Annotated in this window: 12 protein-coding genes; 6 read left to right on the top strand and 6 right to left on the bottom strand. The window is 68.2% G+C overall.

The annotated features are described in order from the left end of the window. The first annotated feature begins 24 nt into the window (after positions 1–24). The gene (locus tag NGM06_RS12950; protein WP_254267360.1) at positions 25–186 is read left to right on the top strand and encodes a hypothetical protein; all 162 of its coding nucleotides are present in this window, start codon (positions 25–27) and stop codon (positions 184–186) included. Then, the gene (corA, locus tag NGM06_RS12945) at positions 183–1,163 is read left to right on the top strand and encodes a magnesium/cobalt transporter CorA (RefSeq protein WP_254267359.1); all 981 of its coding nucleotides are present in this window, start codon (positions 183–185) and stop codon (positions 1,161–1,163) included. Before NGM06_RS12950 ends, corA begins: the two co-directional genes overlap by 4 nt. 10 nt (positions 1,164–1,173) lie before the next feature. Here the strand turns inward: corA and NGM06_RS12940 are convergent, their stop codons facing one another. The 3 genes from NGM06_RS12940 to NGM06_RS12930 form a co-directional block, all read right to left on the bottom strand. Continuing rightward, positions 1,174–1,503: an ATP-binding protein gene (locus NGM06_RS12940; RefSeq protein WP_254267358.1), complete on the bottom strand. Its 330-nt coding sequence runs from the start codon at positions 1,501–1,503 to the stop codon at positions 1,174–1,176. Positions 1,504–1,560: 57 nt separating this feature from the next. Next, a complete protein-coding gene (locus NGM06_RS12935) occupies positions 1,561–2,289 on the bottom strand; it encodes a sensor histidine kinase (protein WP_254267357.1) in 729 nt (242 codons plus the stop codon). Between the two features lie 315 nt (positions 2,290–2,604). Further along, the gene (locus NGM06_RS12930; RefSeq protein WP_254267356.1) at positions 2,605–3,465 is read right to left on the bottom strand and encodes a DMT family transporter; all 861 of its coding nucleotides are present in this window, start codon (positions 3,463–3,465) and stop codon (positions 2,605–2,607) included. A gap of 68 nt (positions 3,466–3,533) precedes the next feature. Here NGM06_RS12930 and NGM06_RS12925 point away from each other — a divergent pair, with 68 nt between their 5' ends. Together NGM06_RS12925 and NGM06_RS12920 are read left to right on the top strand one after the other, a co-directional pair. Continuing rightward, a complete protein-coding gene (locus tag NGM06_RS12925) occupies positions 3,534–4,448 on the top strand; it encodes a DMT family transporter (RefSeq protein WP_254267355.1) in 915 nt (304 codons plus the stop codon). Positions 4,449–4,836: 388 nt separating this feature from the next. Then, positions 4,837–9,594 carry a PKD domain-containing protein gene (locus tag NGM06_RS12920; RefSeq protein WP_254267354.1) on the top strand — a complete coding sequence of 1,586 codons (4,758 nt, stop codon included), beginning with the start codon at positions 4,837–4,839 and terminating at the stop codon, positions 9,592–9,594. Positions 9,595–9,683: 89 nt separating this feature from the next. Here NGM06_RS12920 and NGM06_RS12915 read toward each other — a convergent pair whose 3' ends face one another. Then, positions 9,684–10,262 carry a hypothetical protein gene (locus tag NGM06_RS12915; RefSeq protein WP_254267353.1) on the bottom strand — a complete coding sequence of 193 codons (579 nt, stop codon included), beginning with the start codon at positions 10,260–10,262 and terminating at the stop codon, positions 9,684–9,686. Between the two features lie 302 nt (positions 10,263–10,564). On the opposite strand from NGM06_RS12915, the gene NGM06_RS12910 reads away from it, so the two are divergent. Next, positions 10,565–13,837, top strand: a complete 3,273-nt coding sequence (locus tag NGM06_RS12910) for a COG1470 family protein (protein WP_254267352.1) — start codon at positions 10,565–10,567, stop codon at positions 13,835–13,837. A 34-nt stretch (positions 13,838–13,871) separates the two neighbouring features. Here NGM06_RS12910 and queC read toward each other — a convergent pair whose 3' ends face one another. Next, positions 13,872–14,570 (bottom strand): 7-cyano-7-deazaguanine synthase QueC, encoded by a 699-nt coding sequence (queC, locus tag NGM06_RS12905; RefSeq protein ID WP_254267351.1) that lies wholly within the window; start codon positions 14,568–14,570, stop codon positions 13,872–13,874. Positions 14,571–14,765: 195 nt separating this feature from the next. On the opposite strand from queC, the gene NGM06_RS12900 reads away from it, so the two are divergent. Further along, positions 14,766–15,611 (top strand): DUF7847 domain-containing protein, encoded by an 846-nt coding sequence (locus NGM06_RS12900; protein WP_254267350.1) that lies wholly within the window; start codon positions 14,766–14,768, stop codon positions 15,609–15,611. A 91-nt stretch (positions 15,612–15,702) separates the two neighbouring features. Here the strand turns inward: NGM06_RS12900 and NGM06_RS12895 are convergent, their stop codons facing one another. After that, on the bottom strand, positions 15,703–16,515 hold the full coding sequence (locus tag NGM06_RS12895) for a 7-carboxy-7-deazaguanine synthase QueE (RefSeq protein WP_254267349.1): 813 nt from the start codon (positions 16,513–16,515) through the stop codon (positions 15,703–15,705).

Below are 16,515 nucleotides of genomic sequence, written 5' to 3'. Positions count from 1 at the left end.
CGGTCCGGTGTCTCACTGAATCCTATGAATACCACGCTGGTGGCTGGCGTCGCGTTCACGGCCGCCGGACTGGTCGGCTATCTGGTCGGTCTCGCGACGCAGTACCCGGGACGGGCCTTCTCGGTGACGAGCGTGATGGTCGGCATCACTCTGCTCGCCATCGGACGGGAGGGCGATTCGGCGTGACCGTCGAGGCGACCGTCTACACGTCCGACGGAACCACGACCTACACCGACCTGCAGGACGCCCGCGACGCGGCCGGGACCACGTGGGTCCGCGCGTCCGGCGCGACGGCGGAGGAGATGACTGAGGTCGCGTCGGTGTTCGACGTCCACTCGCTCTCGGTGGAGGACGTGCGCAACGGCGTCCGACCGAAGACCGAGGAGTTCGACGACCACGTGTTCGTCCTGCTGAAGACGGCTACCCTCCGTCGGGGCGAGACCACGTTCGAGGAGGAGATTCGCCAGCGGTCGGTCGGGTTCTTCGTCGGCGACGACTGGTTGGTCACGATGTCGATGGAGTCGGTGGACGCCGTCGAGCGCGTCTGGCAGATGGTCGTGCGCGAGGAGGGCCGCATCCTGCGGCGCGGTCCCGACTTCACCGCCTATCGCGTCATCGACGGCATCGCGGACGCCTACTTCGACGTGCTGGACGAAATCGAGGACCAGATAGAGCGCGTCGAGAACGAGGTGACGACCTCGACCGACCTCGAGACGCTGGAGACCATCAACAACGTCCGGCGGGAACTGCTCTCGTTCCGGAAACTACTGTGGCCCTCGCGGGAGGCCATCGGCTACCTCGCACGGGGGGACCCGGACCAGATTCAGGAGGACACCGAGAAGTACTACCGGGACGTGTACGACCACCTCGTCCAACTCGTGGACCTGACCGAGACGTACAGGGACCTCGCCAACGGTGCCCGCGACATCTACCTCAACACCCTCTCGCTATCGACCAACGAGGTGATGAAGAAACTGACCGTCGTGGCGACCATCGTCCTCCCGCTGACCTTCGTGGTCGGCGTCTACGGGATGAACTTCGCCGACGGCCCCTACAACATGCCGGAACTCGGGTGGACCTACGGCTACCCCGCGGTCATGCTCGGGATGCTCGCGGTGACGCTGATTCTGGTGGCCTACTTCCGCGAGGAGGGGTACGTGTGAGCGACCGGTCTCAGTGTCGCTGGCCTTCCGTCGCCGAGACGAGGTCCACGCCGGTGAACTCGAACCGCGCGCCGCCGTCCGGGCCGTCCGTAATCGCGTACTCCCACCCGTACGTGTCGGCGAGTTCGGCGACGAACACCAGACCGAAGCCGATACCGTCCGTGGTGTACCCCGCTTCGAACACCTGCTCGCGCTCGGCCTCGGGAATCCCGGGTCCGTCGTCCTCGACGTAGAACCCCGAGGGAAGTCCCCCGACGCGAACGGTGACGCACCCGTCGGCGTGTTCGACCGCGTTCGTGAACAGGTTCTCGAGGAGGTGCCGGAAGTGGATACGGTTCACCAATATGGTGCGGTCGCTCTCGACCACGAGGTCCGCGTTCGGAACGTCGTGGGCGGTCTACGCCCCCTCGGCCACTTCCGCGAGCGCCACCGACTCACGGTCGATATCCGCGTCCGACTCTCGGGCGATGACGAGGATGACTTCCACCATCTCCTCGATGCGGGTGAGCGCCGTCTCGACCTCCTCGGCGGCGTTTCGGTCGCCGTCGGCGGTCTGTTTCAGGTATATCTGAGCGACTGCCAGCGGACTGCGGAGTTCGTGTGCGAGGAGGTTCGCGAAGTTGTCGAGGCGCTCGTTCTGGCGCCGGAGTTGGTCGCTCCGCTTCTGGAGCGCTTGTCGCTGTCGCTGGAGTTGCTGGCGCTGTTCCTCGAGTCGGCGCTTGCGAGTCAGCGCGCGAGCGTCGTAGACACCGACGAGGAAGCCACCGGCGCTCCCGAGCGCGGTGACGAACGTGAGCGACCAGCGCGGGTACGCGACGACGACGCCCGGTTCGAGCATGAGCAGTTCGATGAGAACGAGGACGCCACCGAACCCGGCGAGACACCACCCGAAGATACGCAGATACGTGTCCGGGTCGATGTCGGTCTCCGGTAGCCGATAGCCGCCGAAGAGCAGGACGAGACCGGGGACGCCGACGAGTGCGAAGTCGACGAGAGCGGTGAGAAGCGACGCGGGTCGAGTCAGGACGAAGAGCGCACGAGCCGTCGCTATCACGACGTACAGAGCCCCGAGAGTCGAGATGGTCCGGTTGCCCCCCAGCACCGAACGCGAACTTCCCCATGCCATAACCCCGGTATGCGTGAGTGTGATTTAACTCGTTCGGACGGTTCGGTGTCTCTCGACGCGCGTTCTCGCCCTCGGCGGTGAGTCCGAGTGCCGCGGACGACGCGACGACGCGCCGAAGCAGTACGAGGGTTGAAATGCGAAGCCGCGACCAACTCCGACCGGACGCTTCGCGCGGTCGCAGGCAGATAGCTGGCGAGTCAGTCAGCACCGTCGCTCGGCGGTGTCACCGCCTCGCGGTGGCGGCGAAGCCGCCCTACCCTGCGACCGCCAGTCCGACTACCCCGAGAGGGCTGAGCAATCGTGCGCCGAGAGTCGTTACTTCGACCCGGTCTGCACCAGCAGAACGCCACCGAGGACGAGCGCACCTCCGACGGCCGTCGCTGGCGTAATCGGTTCGCCCAACACCGCCGCGCCGAGCAACAGCGTCAGCACTGGCTCGGCAGTACTGACGATACTGGCCTCGCTCGCGCCGATTCGACGGAGTCCGGCGAAGAACGCGAAGATGGGAACCGCAGTGGCGACGACGGCGATGGCGACGACCAGCGCCCACTCGTACCCGGTCGCCGGGACCGCGAGGCGGCCGGTCACGGTACCGACCGCGAGGTACGATATCGCGGCCGCTGGGAGGACGTGAGCCGTGAGGACCTGCGGGTCCACCGTCGCCAGCGCCGACCGACTCGCGGTGATGTAGCCCGCGTACACCACCGCCGCCGCGAGGACCACCGCGACGCCACGCGGGTCCGCCCCGGCGGGGTCCGCCCCGGTCACGAGCGCCACGCCCGCGAGGGCGGCGACGAGCGCGGTTACCGTCCGCCGAGTCACTGGCTCGTCCAGTCCAATCGCCGCCGCGCCGACGACGAAGACCGGATAGGTGTAGAGGACGATGCCGACCAGTCCGGCGGTCATGAACGTCAGTCCCCAGAAGAACAGGCCGCTCATGGCCGCGTAGCCGACCCCGCCGAGCAGGAGGCCGACCGCCAGCGTCCGACCCCGAAGCGGACGAAGTTCACCGCGAGCGCCGAGCAGGAGCCACACCACCAGCGTCGCGAGCAGGAAGCGGAAGGTCAACACGGTCGGAATCGACAGCCCCGCGGCCGCCGCTAACTCGCCGAAGACGCCGAGCGTGGCGAATCCGCCCGCCGAGACCAGCACTAACCCGGTTCCGACCCGGTCCATACGGTGGCTTCGGGGACACCGGCACAAAACCGATTCGCATAAGCGTCCGTCGCGTAACGTCGCTCACGATGACGTGGTTGGCGACGCTCGAAGAGCGAACGCCTCCGATGGCCGCGCTCGCGGTCTCCGTGGTCGCGATTAGCACCAGCGCCATCCTCGTCCGGTTCAGCGACGCGCCCAGCGTCGTCAAGGCGCTCTACCGGGTGGTGTTCACCACGCTCCTGCTCGCGCCGTTAACCGTCGCCCAGTACCGCGACGACCTCCGCGCGCTGTCGGTCAGAGACGGACTCGTCGCCGTCGTGACCGGCGTGGCGCTCGCGGCCCACTTCGCGGCGTGGTTCGAGAGCCTGGAGTGGACCACCGTCGCCGCCAGCGTGACCCTCGTCCAGTCCCAACCGCTGTTCGTCGCGTTGGGCGCGGCGCTCCTGCTCGACGAGACCATCAACCGCCGGATGGTCGGCGGCATCCTCCTCTCCGTGGTGGGCGTGGCGTTCATGTCGCTGGGCGGCCTGCTGTCGGGGGCCGCGCTCGCCGGGGCACGCCCTCTCTACGGCGACGCGCTGGCGCTCGTCGGCGCGGTCATGGCCGCCGGGTACGTGCTCGCGGGGCGGTCGCTCCGACAGCGCGTCGCGCTCGTTCCGTACGTCACCGTGGTCTATTCGGTCTGTGCGGTCGTGCTGCTGGTGGTCGCGCTGGCCGAGGGGGCCACCGTCGCGCCGACCGCGTATCCGCCCGAGGAGTGGTTGCTGTTTCTCGGCATGGCCGTCGGCCCGGGCATCTTCGGCCACACGGTCATCAACTGGACACTGAAGTACGTCGAGTCGAGCGTCGTCAGCGTCACCCTACTCGGGGAACCCGTCGGTTCGACCCTGCTCGCGCTCGTCCTCCTCGGCGAAGCACCCGACGTGTTCACCGTTGCCGGTGGTGCAATCGTCCTCACCGGCATCTACGTCACCGCGCGCGGACGGCCGAGCGGAGCGTAGGGGCTGTTTATCGGGTCGGCCGGGACGTACAGGCGGTGTTAACCGGAGAGTAGACCCGACCAGACGAATTACTGTTTCCGGGTAGACCTCGATTTCTGCATCCTCAGGCACTCACTTCCGTATCTACAGCTGAAGGATAACAAAGGGTCATTCTGGTTGAAACGTTGGGGTAACGATGCGCTGACGAACGACTTCGCGGTTACGATGGTCAGAACGCACCGGAAACCCGAAACTACCTCCGAAAATCTCCACGAATGCCCGATTCGAAATCCAGAAGAAGACGCCACGAAACGCCGCCGCCGTGGCGATACGCTCACGCTAGCATAGATAAGCCAACCGAAACGTGTCGGATAAACGAGAGCGACCGACGCCCGAGAGGTGAGTCGTCGTGAGCGAACGCGCTCGCAGCGTCCTGCTGACCCTCCTGCTGGTCGTGTCGTCGTTCTCGACGGTCGGCGTCGGGGCGGCATCCGCGACGACGGCCACCTCGCAGACGTCGTTCCACGTCATGCAGGCAGGGCAGTGTTACGACGTCGCGGCCTACGGCAACGGCGACAAGACCGTCGAGGAGTTCTACGACTACCGAAAACCGAACAACACCGACCCGTCCGTGTACACGTACTCCTCGCACGGGACGAAGGCCCTCCAGAAGAACCAGGTGAGTAACCTGTTCTTCTACCACGGGTCCGACGGCTACAGCGTGGTACTCCTCCACGACAAACTCGACCAGAACGAGCAGAACGGGCCGAACGCCAGCACCATCACGTTCACGCTCTCGAACATGAGCGGCGCGACGTGGGAGGTCCGCGACGACAACTACACCGACAAGCAAGGCGACCCGCAGGACGACAACTGGGACACCGACGGACCGACCCACGAGATCGACTGGATGTGGGCGTCTCACCGGACCGACGGCGGTGCCTTCAGCGGCATCGGCGACGACGGCGTCACCATCGACCCGCAGTTCAACGAGGAGGCCGACCACTGGGACACGTGGGACTACGCCAACGACAGCGCTAACCGCACAGACGCGTGGCGACTCCTCGACGCTGGCGGCGAGAACGTCTCGCTCGACATGCAGCAGAACCTGACGATTGAGAAGGGGAGTTGCCCCGACACCGCGGACCCGGACGCCGCGCTCTCGGCGTCGCCGAACCCGGTGGCCAACGACGAAGCGGTCACGCTCGACGCGAGCGACTCCACCGACGACGGCGGGTCCGGCATCGCCGAGTACCGCTGGGACTTCGACGGCGACGGCACGGTCGATAACACCACCGAGAACGCGACGGTGACTCACACGTACGCGACCACCGGGAACCACACCGCCTCGGTGACGGTCGAGGACGGCGCGGGGAACACCGACTCCGCGAACGTCACGGTTCGGGTCAAGGAGGCCGACTCCGGCGGCCCGGTCGTGACCGTGACCCATCCGAAGACGGTCGACGTCGGCGAGACGTTCGAGGTTTCGGCCAACGCGTCCGACGAGAGCAAGGTCGAGGGCTACACGTGGGAGTTCGGTTCCACGACCAAGACCGGTAGCACCGTCAACCACAGTTACGCCGAAGCGGGCGAACACAACGTGACGGTCACGTGGACCGAGTCCGACAGCGAGACCGACTCCCACGAGTTCACGATAGAGGCGGTGAAGTCCGACGACGGCGGCGACACCTCGCCGACCGTGTCGGACTTCGAGGTGACGAACCCCGAGCAGAAGACGGTCCGCGTCTACTTCTGGGGGTCCCCGTCCATCAGCGACATCGAGGTCGGCGTCACCGACGAAGGCGGTAATCGAGTCGCCACGCTGACGGAGGGCGACTTCAACGTGAGCGACGGCGGCGACCCCGACTTCTACGACGGCAACGTCACCGTCGCGTCCAACGGCACCTACACCGCGACGCTCCTCAAGGCCGCCGACTCCGACGGCGACGACGCCGCGTCCGGTCAGAACGGTTCGACGATCGTCGGTCCCGTGGACGGCGACATCACGTACATCAACGGTTCGGCCATCAGGGTGAACGGCACCTTCGAGCGGGTCGGCATCTCCGTCGGATTCTACGGACCGTCCGGCTACGGCCAGTCGCAGGTCTACGAGGACGACGTCTCCGGGACGACCGTCATCACCGCGGACGAGTCGGGCGTCAACGGGTCGATGATAAACGTCGCCACCGCGGACAAGGACTTCGACGACGCCGAGACCGAACTCCGGAAGGAGAACCCGCGTCTCGACTACTACGCCGAACTCATCGAACCGAAGCCCGTGAACGTCTCGGTCGAGAACGTCGCGGCGGTCGATAACGGGACGTACGAGGTCACGTTCGGCTACCGCAACCCGAACGACGAGGCGCTGTTCATGGACGACAGCACGCTCTCGGGGAACGTCTCCGGCGACGCGCCCGAAGAGGTCGCGCCGGGCGACCACACGTTCACGGTGACGTGGACGCCCGACAGCGACGGCGAGCGCGCGGTGTGGACGCTCAACCGGAGCAACTTCGACCAGAGCGACGTGAGCGCGCAGACGAAGACCGCTGGCGAACTGAACGGCAGCGACGGCGGTGACGACACCGCGCCGACGGCCGCCATCAGCGGCCCCGACTCGGCGTCCGTGAACGTCACGGCGACCTTCGACGCCGGCAACTCGACCGACGATAGCGGCGTCGTCAACTATACGTGGACGTTCGACGGTAGCGAGACGAAGCACGGCGAACAGGTCGAGTACCAGTTCGCCCAGAGCGGCAAACACACCGTCGTGCTGACGGTCGAAGACGCCGACGGCAACACCGACACGGCGACGAAGACGGTAACGGTGCCCGACCCCGTCGAGTTCGTCAACGCGACCGCGTTCCGGGTCAACGGCGACTACGGGACCGTGTGGGTCAACTCGGCGTACTACATGTCCGACGGACCCGCCGACTCGAACTACGATCTCGGTTCGGTCAACGGGTCGAAGGTCTTCCGCGTCCCCGACGAGGGCCACTGGGGTCCCGTCGTCATCGACGTGGCGCTCTACGAGGGCGACATGTCGGGCACTCCAGAGGTGACGAAGGAGAACCCCGACTTCGAGGCCCAGTACGACGCGGTCCGTCCCGACCGTCCGAACACGTTCGTCGAGAACGCGACGAAGGTCGACGACGGAACGTACAAAGTCACGTTCGGCTACGTGAACCCGAACAACGAAACGGTGCTAGCCACCGGTAGCGAGTTCGCCGCCGGAAACACCGCTACCGAACCGCCGGTCGAATTCGAGTCCGGCCGCCACACGTTCACCGCGACGTGGAACCCGGCGAACAACGACTCGAAACTCGTCTGGGAGACCGACTTCTCGAACTTCGGTCTCGGTACCCAGACCGCGACGAGTCCCACGCCGGACCAGATAGCGGACGGCGAGATGCCGCCGACCGCGAGGCTGACCGCCGACCCGACCTCGGTCGCGACCGGCGAGACCGTCAGCTTCGACGCATCTGAATCGTCGGACGACGGTACCGTGACCGCCTACGAGTGGGACTTCGACGGCGACGGGACGACCGACCGGACCACCGACGACGCGACGGTGGACCACGCGTTCTCCGCCGCGAGAACGTACCACGTCACCGTGACGGTCGTGGACGAGTCGGGGCAGTCCGACACCGCGACCGAGAGCGTGGTCGTCCGCGAGCGGTCCACGGACGACCCGCCGACGGCACGGCTCTCGGCCCCCGATTCGGGGAAGATGAGCCTGCTGTTCTACCCGCTCGACGCCTCGGCGTCGACCGACGACGAAGGCATCGAGTCGTACCGCTGGGACATCGACGGCGACGGCGAGGTCGAGTGGTACGACGACAACACGACCTCGTTCAAGCCGTACATGCACCTCGACGGACCCGGCACGTATCAGGCGACCGTGATAGTCGAGGACACCAGCGGTCAGACCGACACCGCCACGGTGACCTACACCGTCGAGAAGGTCGTGCCTAACGCGACCGTCAGCGCCTCCGCAGAGACGGTCTCGGTGGGCGAGAACGTCACCTTCACCGCGACGGACCCCACCCAGCAGTTCGAGGACCTCCGGCACTTCGCGTGGAAGTCCGGTCCGGAGCGAGCGACGACGTGGACCACCTCTTTCGACGACCCCGGCCAGCACACGGTCGAGTTGGTCCTGCGGACGCGCGCCGGTGCCGAGAACGTCGTGACCGAGACGGTCACCGTCACCGCCGCGGACGACGGCAACGACGGTTCTGACGACGGTAACGACGGTTCTGACGACGGTAACGACGGTAACGACGGGCAGGGCGGCTACGACGGCGGCGACAACACCGGCAGCAGAACCGGCGGCATCGGACCGGCCGACCCCGACGACTCGAACGACCAGTCCGACGGTACCGTCTCCGCACCCCTGCGGGACGCTGACGGCCGCGTCGGCACGGTCGTCGTCTCGTCGAGCGGAGCGAACGCCGACCCCGCGGTCCGCGTGACGGACTCCGCGCCCGAGGGCATCGCCGCGCCGACCGTCGAGGACGCTGGCTTCGCCGCGCTCTCGTACGTGAACGTCAGCGGCGCCGAGCAGGTCACGTTCACCGTCTCGAAGGCCCGACTGAACGCGACCGGTGCGGGACCGGGCGCGGTGAGCCTGTTCCGCTACGCGAACGGAACGTGGGCAACGGTCGAGACGGTGCAGCGTAACGCGACGGCGGACGCCTACGAGTTCCGCGCGAACGTCTCCGACGGCACCTACGCGGTCGGCGTCGGCCAACCCGTCACGAGCGTCGCGGACGTCTCGGTGGAGAGCCAGCGAGTCGAACCCGGCGACTCCGTCAGCGTGAGTGCGACCGTCGAGAACGCGGGTCGCGCCGACGGCACTCACCGCGTCGAACTGACCGTGGGCGGCGACGTCGTCGCGACCAAGACCGTCTCGGTCGAGGCGGAGGGCGCGACGGACGTCACCTTCTCGCACACGTTCGACGCCGCGGGCGTCTACGAAGTCGGCGTCGGCGACGAGAGCGCCGAAGTCACCGTGAAGAGCGTCGAGACGCAGACGACCGGCGGTTCCGACGCGGAGACCACCACCGAGTCCGAGACGACCGACAACTCGTCGAGCATCCCCGGATTCGGCGTCGGCGTCTCGCTGGTCGCGCTCCTCGCGGCCGCACTCGTCGCCCTCCGGCGGAGCTAACGCGACTCGCTAACCGACGCTGTTCTCTTTCCTTCTTTTGACGCGAGCGTTCCGACGGAGTAAGACGACCGTCCAGAGCGTCTCGTAGTTCACAGCGCCGTTCGACACGGCGAAATCGTGTCGCCGCTGACGCGCCGAGCGTCGTCGGCGGTGACGAGATAGACCGCACGCGAAGCCCCGTCGGCGGTGACGAGGGAGACCGTACGCGAATCCCCCTCGGTCTCGGTTTGCTCGGTCGAGTACGAGAAGGGGTGTGAGACCTCGACGCGAACGCCGTCGGCGGTCCGCTCGACTACCGTCGCCCGCTTCTGGGCCGTTGTGGGGTACGTCCCCCAGTCGTCGAGGCAACTCGCGTTCCCGAGGCGCTCGGTGAGGAACGCCTCCTCGGCCGCCAGTGCGCGCTCCGTAGCCGCCTCGTCGCTCACTGTGCCGGGTGATATCGTCGCCGCGGTCGTTCGCGGCGTCGCGGTGTCGTTCGCGGTCGAACCGTTCGACGCGGTGGTACCTCGCGCTGTGGACCCGCCCGGTCGAGTCGCGGCGTCTTCGGACGCGTCGTGGTCGCCCGGGGGGTCTCCGGTCTGGAGTCCGCCGAGACAGCCAGCGGTGCCGAGGACGAGGGCCAGTCCGCAGGACCGCAGGAGGGTCCGTCGGGAGTGAGTGGAGGGCACGGTGGCAGGATGACGACCGTCCGGCAAATGCTTTCTGTCGGTCCACCGACCGCGCCAGCCCGTCGTTTTCGGCGGTCGTCCGTCGCGGCGCATCGCCGGGACGGCCTCGACCTAAGCCGGAACTGTCCCCGATTAAGCACGGACGACGCCGCAGGTCCGGACGCGGCTAGCCCCGCACAGACGACGTATAACAAAGGCCGTCTCCGGGGAACGTCGGGGCGTGCCGCCTGTTCGCAGGCGCTCGAACGACACGAAACCGCGGGCGGACGGCGTCGCCCGTCGCTCGCCCACCCTCGCTCCACATGACTCGGACACGAACGAGACTCGCTATCGTCGGTATCGCTCTCCTGTCGGTCGCGGCGGCGGTCCCTCTGCCTCCCTCCGGGGGGACCGCCGCGGCCGCGGAACACACCTTCGTCGTCGAACAAGGCTCTCAGTGCTACGAGGTGTCGCCTCTCGACGGTGGCGAAGGCGTCGCGTCGTTCTACGACTACCGCAACATCGAGAACGGCGGCGGGGACGACCAATACACGTACAGTTCGTACATGCCTCGCAACCTCCCGCGAGCGGACACGAGTCGGCTCTTCCTCTACGACGGTCCCGGCGGCGTGAGCCTCGTGATGGTTCACAACACCCTCGGCGGCGACGAGGGCGACGGGAGCGCCGCGACGTTCCGGTTCCGCGGACTCCCGAGCGGCGGGGACTGGGTGGTCGAGGACGACGACTACGCCGGGCAGGACGACCGCTTCTCGCGCGACCGCATCGACTGGTCGTGGTACGGCGACCGGACCGACGGCGCGGTCTTCCGGGGTCTCGACCGCGACGGAACCGAAGTCACCGTCGTCCCGGCGTTCGACGAGCAGGCCGCCCTCTACGACGCCCCGGTGGACCGGTCGGGCGACACCCGAGCGTGGCAGTTCCTCACCGGCAGCGTCGGCGACCCGAGCGCGGTCGGACTCGACATGAACGACCCGGTGACGATTCGGACCGGCCACTGCGGTCCGGACGAGACCGCCCCGAACGCCGCGCTCTCGGGCGAGGACGGCGTGGCCGGGTACCCGGTCGGGTTCGACGCGAGCGACTCCTCGGACGAACGCGGCGTCGCGGAGTACCGCTGGGACTTCGACGGCGACGGCACGGTCGAGCGCACGACCGACGACCCGACGGTGTCCCGCGAGTTCGCCGCGGCCGGGACCTACAACGCGACCGTGACCGCGGTGGACGCGGCGGGCAACGCCGACCGCGCGCGTGTCACCGTCAGCATCGAGGCCGACGACCCGCCGAGCGCCGCGTTCCGGACCGGCGACTCGCCGACGCAGGGGTTCCCCGTCACCTTCGACGCGCGGAACGCGAGCGACGACGTGGGCGTCGCGGAGTATCGGTGGGACTTCGACGGCGACGGCGAGGTCGAGCGGAACACCACCGACCCCACCGTCACCCGGACCTACGAAGAGGCCGGTGACTACGAGGTTGGCCTGACGGTGGTAGACGGCGGCGGAAACGACGCGACGACGACCCGGACCGTCTCGGTGTCCGAGGACAGTCCGCCGGACCCGGCGATTCGCGTCGTCTCGCCCGCGACCCCCGTCGAGGGCGAGCAAGTCGTCCTCGACGCTGGCAACTCGACCGACGACACCGGAATCGCCGAGTACCGCTGGTCGCTGGCCGGAAACGCGACCGCGACCGGCGAGCGCGTGGCCTACACGTTCGACGGCAACGGCACCTTCCCCGTCACGCTCGACGTCGTGGACGAGGGCGGCAACAACGCGACCGCGAGGACCGAAATCGAGGTCCTCCCGCCCGACGAGACCGCCCCGAACGCGACTCTCTCGGCCAACGCGAGTCGAATCGAGGCGGGCGGAGTCGTCGGTCTGGACGCCGGTGACTCGGACGACGACCGGGGAATCTCGGAGTACCGGTGGGACTTCGACGGCGACGGCGAGACCGACGAGGTCACGGCGAACCCGACCGTCGAACGCGCCTACGATTCGACGGGGACCTACGACGCCACGGTCACCGCAGTCGACAACGGGGGGAACGCCGCCAGCGACAACGTGACGGTTCGAGTCTTCCCCGAGGACGAGACGGCGCCGACCGCGCGCCTCTCGGTGGGGACCAACACGACCGAGGTCGACGCCGCAGTCACTCTCGACGCGAGTAACGCGAGCGACGGCCAGACGACCATCACCGAGTACCGATGGGACTTCGACGGAGACGGCGAGACCGACGATGTCACGACGGACGCGACGGTCGAACACGCCTACGACTCGGCGGGCACCTACAACGCCACCGTCGCGGTAGTCGATTTCGGGAACAACACCGATAACGCGACCGTCCGGATGGAAGTCGAACCCGTCGAACAGGCCCACTCCGGCGGCGGGGGTGGCGGCGGAGGCGGGGCGGCCGACCTCGGCCCGCCGCCGGTCGTCACCGAGACCGAGACGCGCGGCCCGAACGCCGGGGTCGTGGACGTGCGCAACGCTCGGGGCGACGAGACGATTCGCGCCGACCTGCCCGCGACCGCGGCCGCCGACGAGACCGGCGTCGCCTTCCGGTCGGTGGCGGTGAACCTCGCCGGTGACGACCCGCACTTCGCGGTCGAAGCCTCGCGGTCCGGCGCGCGAATCGCCGACCGCGCGCTCCCGGCGGACGTGGCTCTCGGGTCGCTCTCGGTCGGTGCGAACTACGTTCGGTCCGAGCAGGTCGAGCGCGCGGCCTACGAGGTGGCAATCGAGCGCTCTCGACTCGCCGACGCCGGTCTCGCGCCCGCGGACCTGACCGCGTACCGCCGCGCGGGCGACGACTGGAAGCGAACCAACGCAACGGTCACCTCGCGCGGCGAGACGGTCGTCCTCCGGGTCGAGACCGACGCGCTGTCCTCGATTGCGGTCGGGGGCGAGCGGTCGGTGACGGTCGCGGACGCCGAACTCGACGCCGGGCGGGTCGCCGCCGACGAACCGGTCTCGGTGACCGCGACGCTCCGCAACGAGGGCGAGTCGGCCGCCGAGTTCGCGGCGAACCTCACGGCCGACGGGGAGGTGGCGGCGACCGAGACGGTCACGGTGCCCGCGGGCGAGACCAAGCGCGTCACCGTCGAAGCGACGCTCGCGCCCGGACGCCACCGAATCGCGCTCGACTCGACGCGGGTCGGCAACGTCACCGTGGCCGACCCCGCCGCCGACGTCGGCGTCGCCGAACTGTCGCTGAACCGTTCGACGGTCCCGGCGGGCGGACGAGTCGAGATTACGGCCACCGTCGAGAACACCGGGAGCGAGGCGGGCGAGCGAGCGGTCGCGCTGACTCTGTTCGGCCAGCAGGTGGCGAACGAGACGGTGCGGGTTCCGGCCCACGACAGCGCACGGGTGACGTTCGTCCGCGAGGTGGAGGCGGTCGGAAACTACACGGCGAGGGTCGGCAACGCCACGGCGACGCTGTCGGTGGTCGGCGAGGGCGGAACTGGTCCGGACGAGGACGGCCGGTCCGCACCGGGGGTTCCGGTGTCCGGGTTCGGCGTCGGCGCGGCGGTGGCGGCGTTGCTCGGGGCGGCGCTGCTGGTCGCCCGGAAGCGCGGGTAGCGAGAGGCGAAAAGAGGGTCGCGGGAGACCGGACTCAGTCGGCGTACTCGGGTCGCTCCTCGTACTCGATGGGGTCGCGCACGCCGACGTTCCGGAAGGCCTGCAGTCGGAACGCGCAGGCGTCGCAGGTGCCGCAGGCCGGGGCCTCCGCGCGGTAGCAACTCCACGTGTGTTCGTAGGGGACGCCGAGGTCGGTCCCGCGCTCGGCGATGTCGGTCTTGCTCCACTCCACGAACGGGGCGCGGATTTCGATGTCGGTGTCGTCCTTGGTCCCGGTATCGACGACTTGCTGGAAGGCCTCGAAGAACGCCGGGCGGCAGTCGGGGTACCCCGAGAAGTCCTCGGAGTGCGCGCCGATGAAGACGGCCTCGCAGTCGTTGGCCTCGGCGTAGGAGGTCGCCATCGCCAGCAGGTTGGCGTTCCGGAAGGGGACGTACGAGGTCGGCACCTCCTCGCTGTCGAGGTCCGCGTCCTCGACCGCCATCTCGTCGTCGGTGAGACTGGAGTTCCCTATCGCGGCGAGGTGGCCGGTCTCCACGCGGAGGAAGTCCGCGGCGTCGATTTCGTCGGCGAGTCGCCGGGCGCACTCGTACTCCTTGCCCTCGGTCTCCTGCCCGTAGGAGGTGTGGAGCAGGTAGAGTTCGTAGCCCGCTTCCGCGGCGACGTAGGCCGCCGTGGCGCTGTCCATCCCGCCGGAGGCGAGGACGACCGCACGCTTCTCGGTGTCGCTCATGTCCGACAACTGCGTCGCCGAACTCATGAGTCGTGCGGTCCGGAGTCGCTCCGGTCGCGAGTCGGCACGGTAGGCGTCGCTCCGGCCGAACCGTCCGACCCCGCCGGGCCGACCGGCCCGGTCGAACCGGGCGACTCGACCCGTGGCGTATCGGCCGACCGATAGGATTATGGGTCGAACGTCTGACCTGTCGGTATGGCTGTCGTTTCGTCACTTTCGACCGCGGTCGAGACGCTTCGGCGCAACCCCGTGCTGTTCGTCGCCGGTGCGGTCGTCGCGCTCCTGAACGCCGCCGTCGCGGGCGGACAGATGCTCTCGTCGGGACCGGCGAGAGTCGCGTGGAGTTTCGGGACGTTCGCGGTTCAACTCGCCTCGCTGGTCTTCGTCGCGGGAGCGTACGGCATGGTCGCGGAGGCGTTCGACGGGACGCCTCGACTCGGCACTATCCTCTCGGAGGGGAAGGCCAACTTCGCGGACGTGCTGGCCGCCACGCTCCTGCTCGTCGTCGCCGCCGTCGCGGTGTTCGTGGTGGCGATGGTCGTCGGTGTAATCGGTCTCGTTGTGGTGATAAGCAGTGAGGGCGGAGATCTCTCCCCCGTGATACTGGCGCTCGGGTTGGGCGCGACCTACCTGCTCGCGCTACTCCCGATGTTCTTCCTCCAGTTCTACCTCCCGGCGGTCGTGGTGTCCGACGAGTCACCCGCGGACTCGCTCAAGCGGAGTTACCGACTGGTCAGACGGAACCTCCTCTCGACGCTCGGGTTCGACGCGGTGCTGGCCGTCGTGACTGTGGTCGGAAGCCTGCCGGTCATCCTGCTCTACGCCCGGCACGCGGGGTCGCTGGCGACGGGAACCGCGACCCAGACGACGTATCCGCTCGCGGGTCTCTCGCCCGAAGTCGTCGTTCCGTACCTCGCGGCCACCGCCGTGCTGGGAACCGTGACGGGCACGTTCTTCTACGTCTATCAGGTGGCGTTCTATCGGGAGTGCCTGTCCGAAACCGACGACGAAGTAGCGGACACGTCCGCAGTCGGTGCCTGAGTTCCCCCTCCTGTTCTGTAGACTCGCCTCCCGTCTCGACGACTCTCGGCCGACTCTGACGACTCACGTACCGCTCCAGCGACTCGCCCGGTTACGTCTCGGGCGCGTCGTTCCAGAGGTTGACGTGGAGTCGCGGCGTGTACCGGAAGCCGTACTCCCGGGCGAGTTCGGCGGTGACGGGACGCGTCTCCTCGATCCGGTCCGCCGTCGCGCCCTCGGGCATCAGCAGCACGTCGGTGTCCCGGACCGGGACCGCGGCGGCGTCTCGAATCCGGGCGAGCAGGTCGGTAACCTCTTCCACGTCGTCGCGCTCGCTCACGACGAACTTGAGTTGGAAGTCGTAGTCCTCCACGAGCGCGGCGAGGGCGTCGAGGTCGATGCGCCGGTCCTCGTGGCGCTCGGCCCACTCGCCCGCGTCCGTCGGCCCGTCCTCGGGCGTGGGGTCGCGCTCGGGCGTCGGCGTGCTGGACGCGAGTTTGGGACTCACGCTGGCGAGGTCGATGGGCGCGTCGCGGTAGATGGTTCCGTTCGTCTCGACGGTGGTGTGGTAGCCCCGCGCGTCGAGTTCGTCGAGGAGCGAGACCACGGGGTCGTGGAGCAGGGGTTCGCCGCCGGTGACGACCACGTGGTCGGCGTCGTGGGACTCGATTTCCGCCAGAATCTCCTCGACGCGCATCGTCGCGTGGGTCGGTTCCCACGAGGTGTGGTAGGAGTCGCAGAACCAGCACCGGAGGTTACACCCCGAGGTGCGGACGAACACGCTCGGTACGCCCGCGAGGCGACCCTCGCCCTGCAACGACTCGAAGAGTTCGTTGACGGGGAGTCGGTCGCCGTCGCTCGCGGGCGAACCCTCGTCGCTCTCGGAGCGGGACTCTCCGGCGTCTACGTCGCTCGAAACCGGCAT

The organism is Halorussus aquaticus (assembly GCF_024218795.1).
In the GTDB taxonomy this organism is placed as follows: Archaea; Halobacteriota; Halobacteria; order Halobacteriales; family Haladaptataceae; genus Halorussus; species Halorussus aquaticus.
Note: the sequence above shows the minus strand (reverse complement) of the source record. Positions and strands in the feature narration are given on the sequence as shown.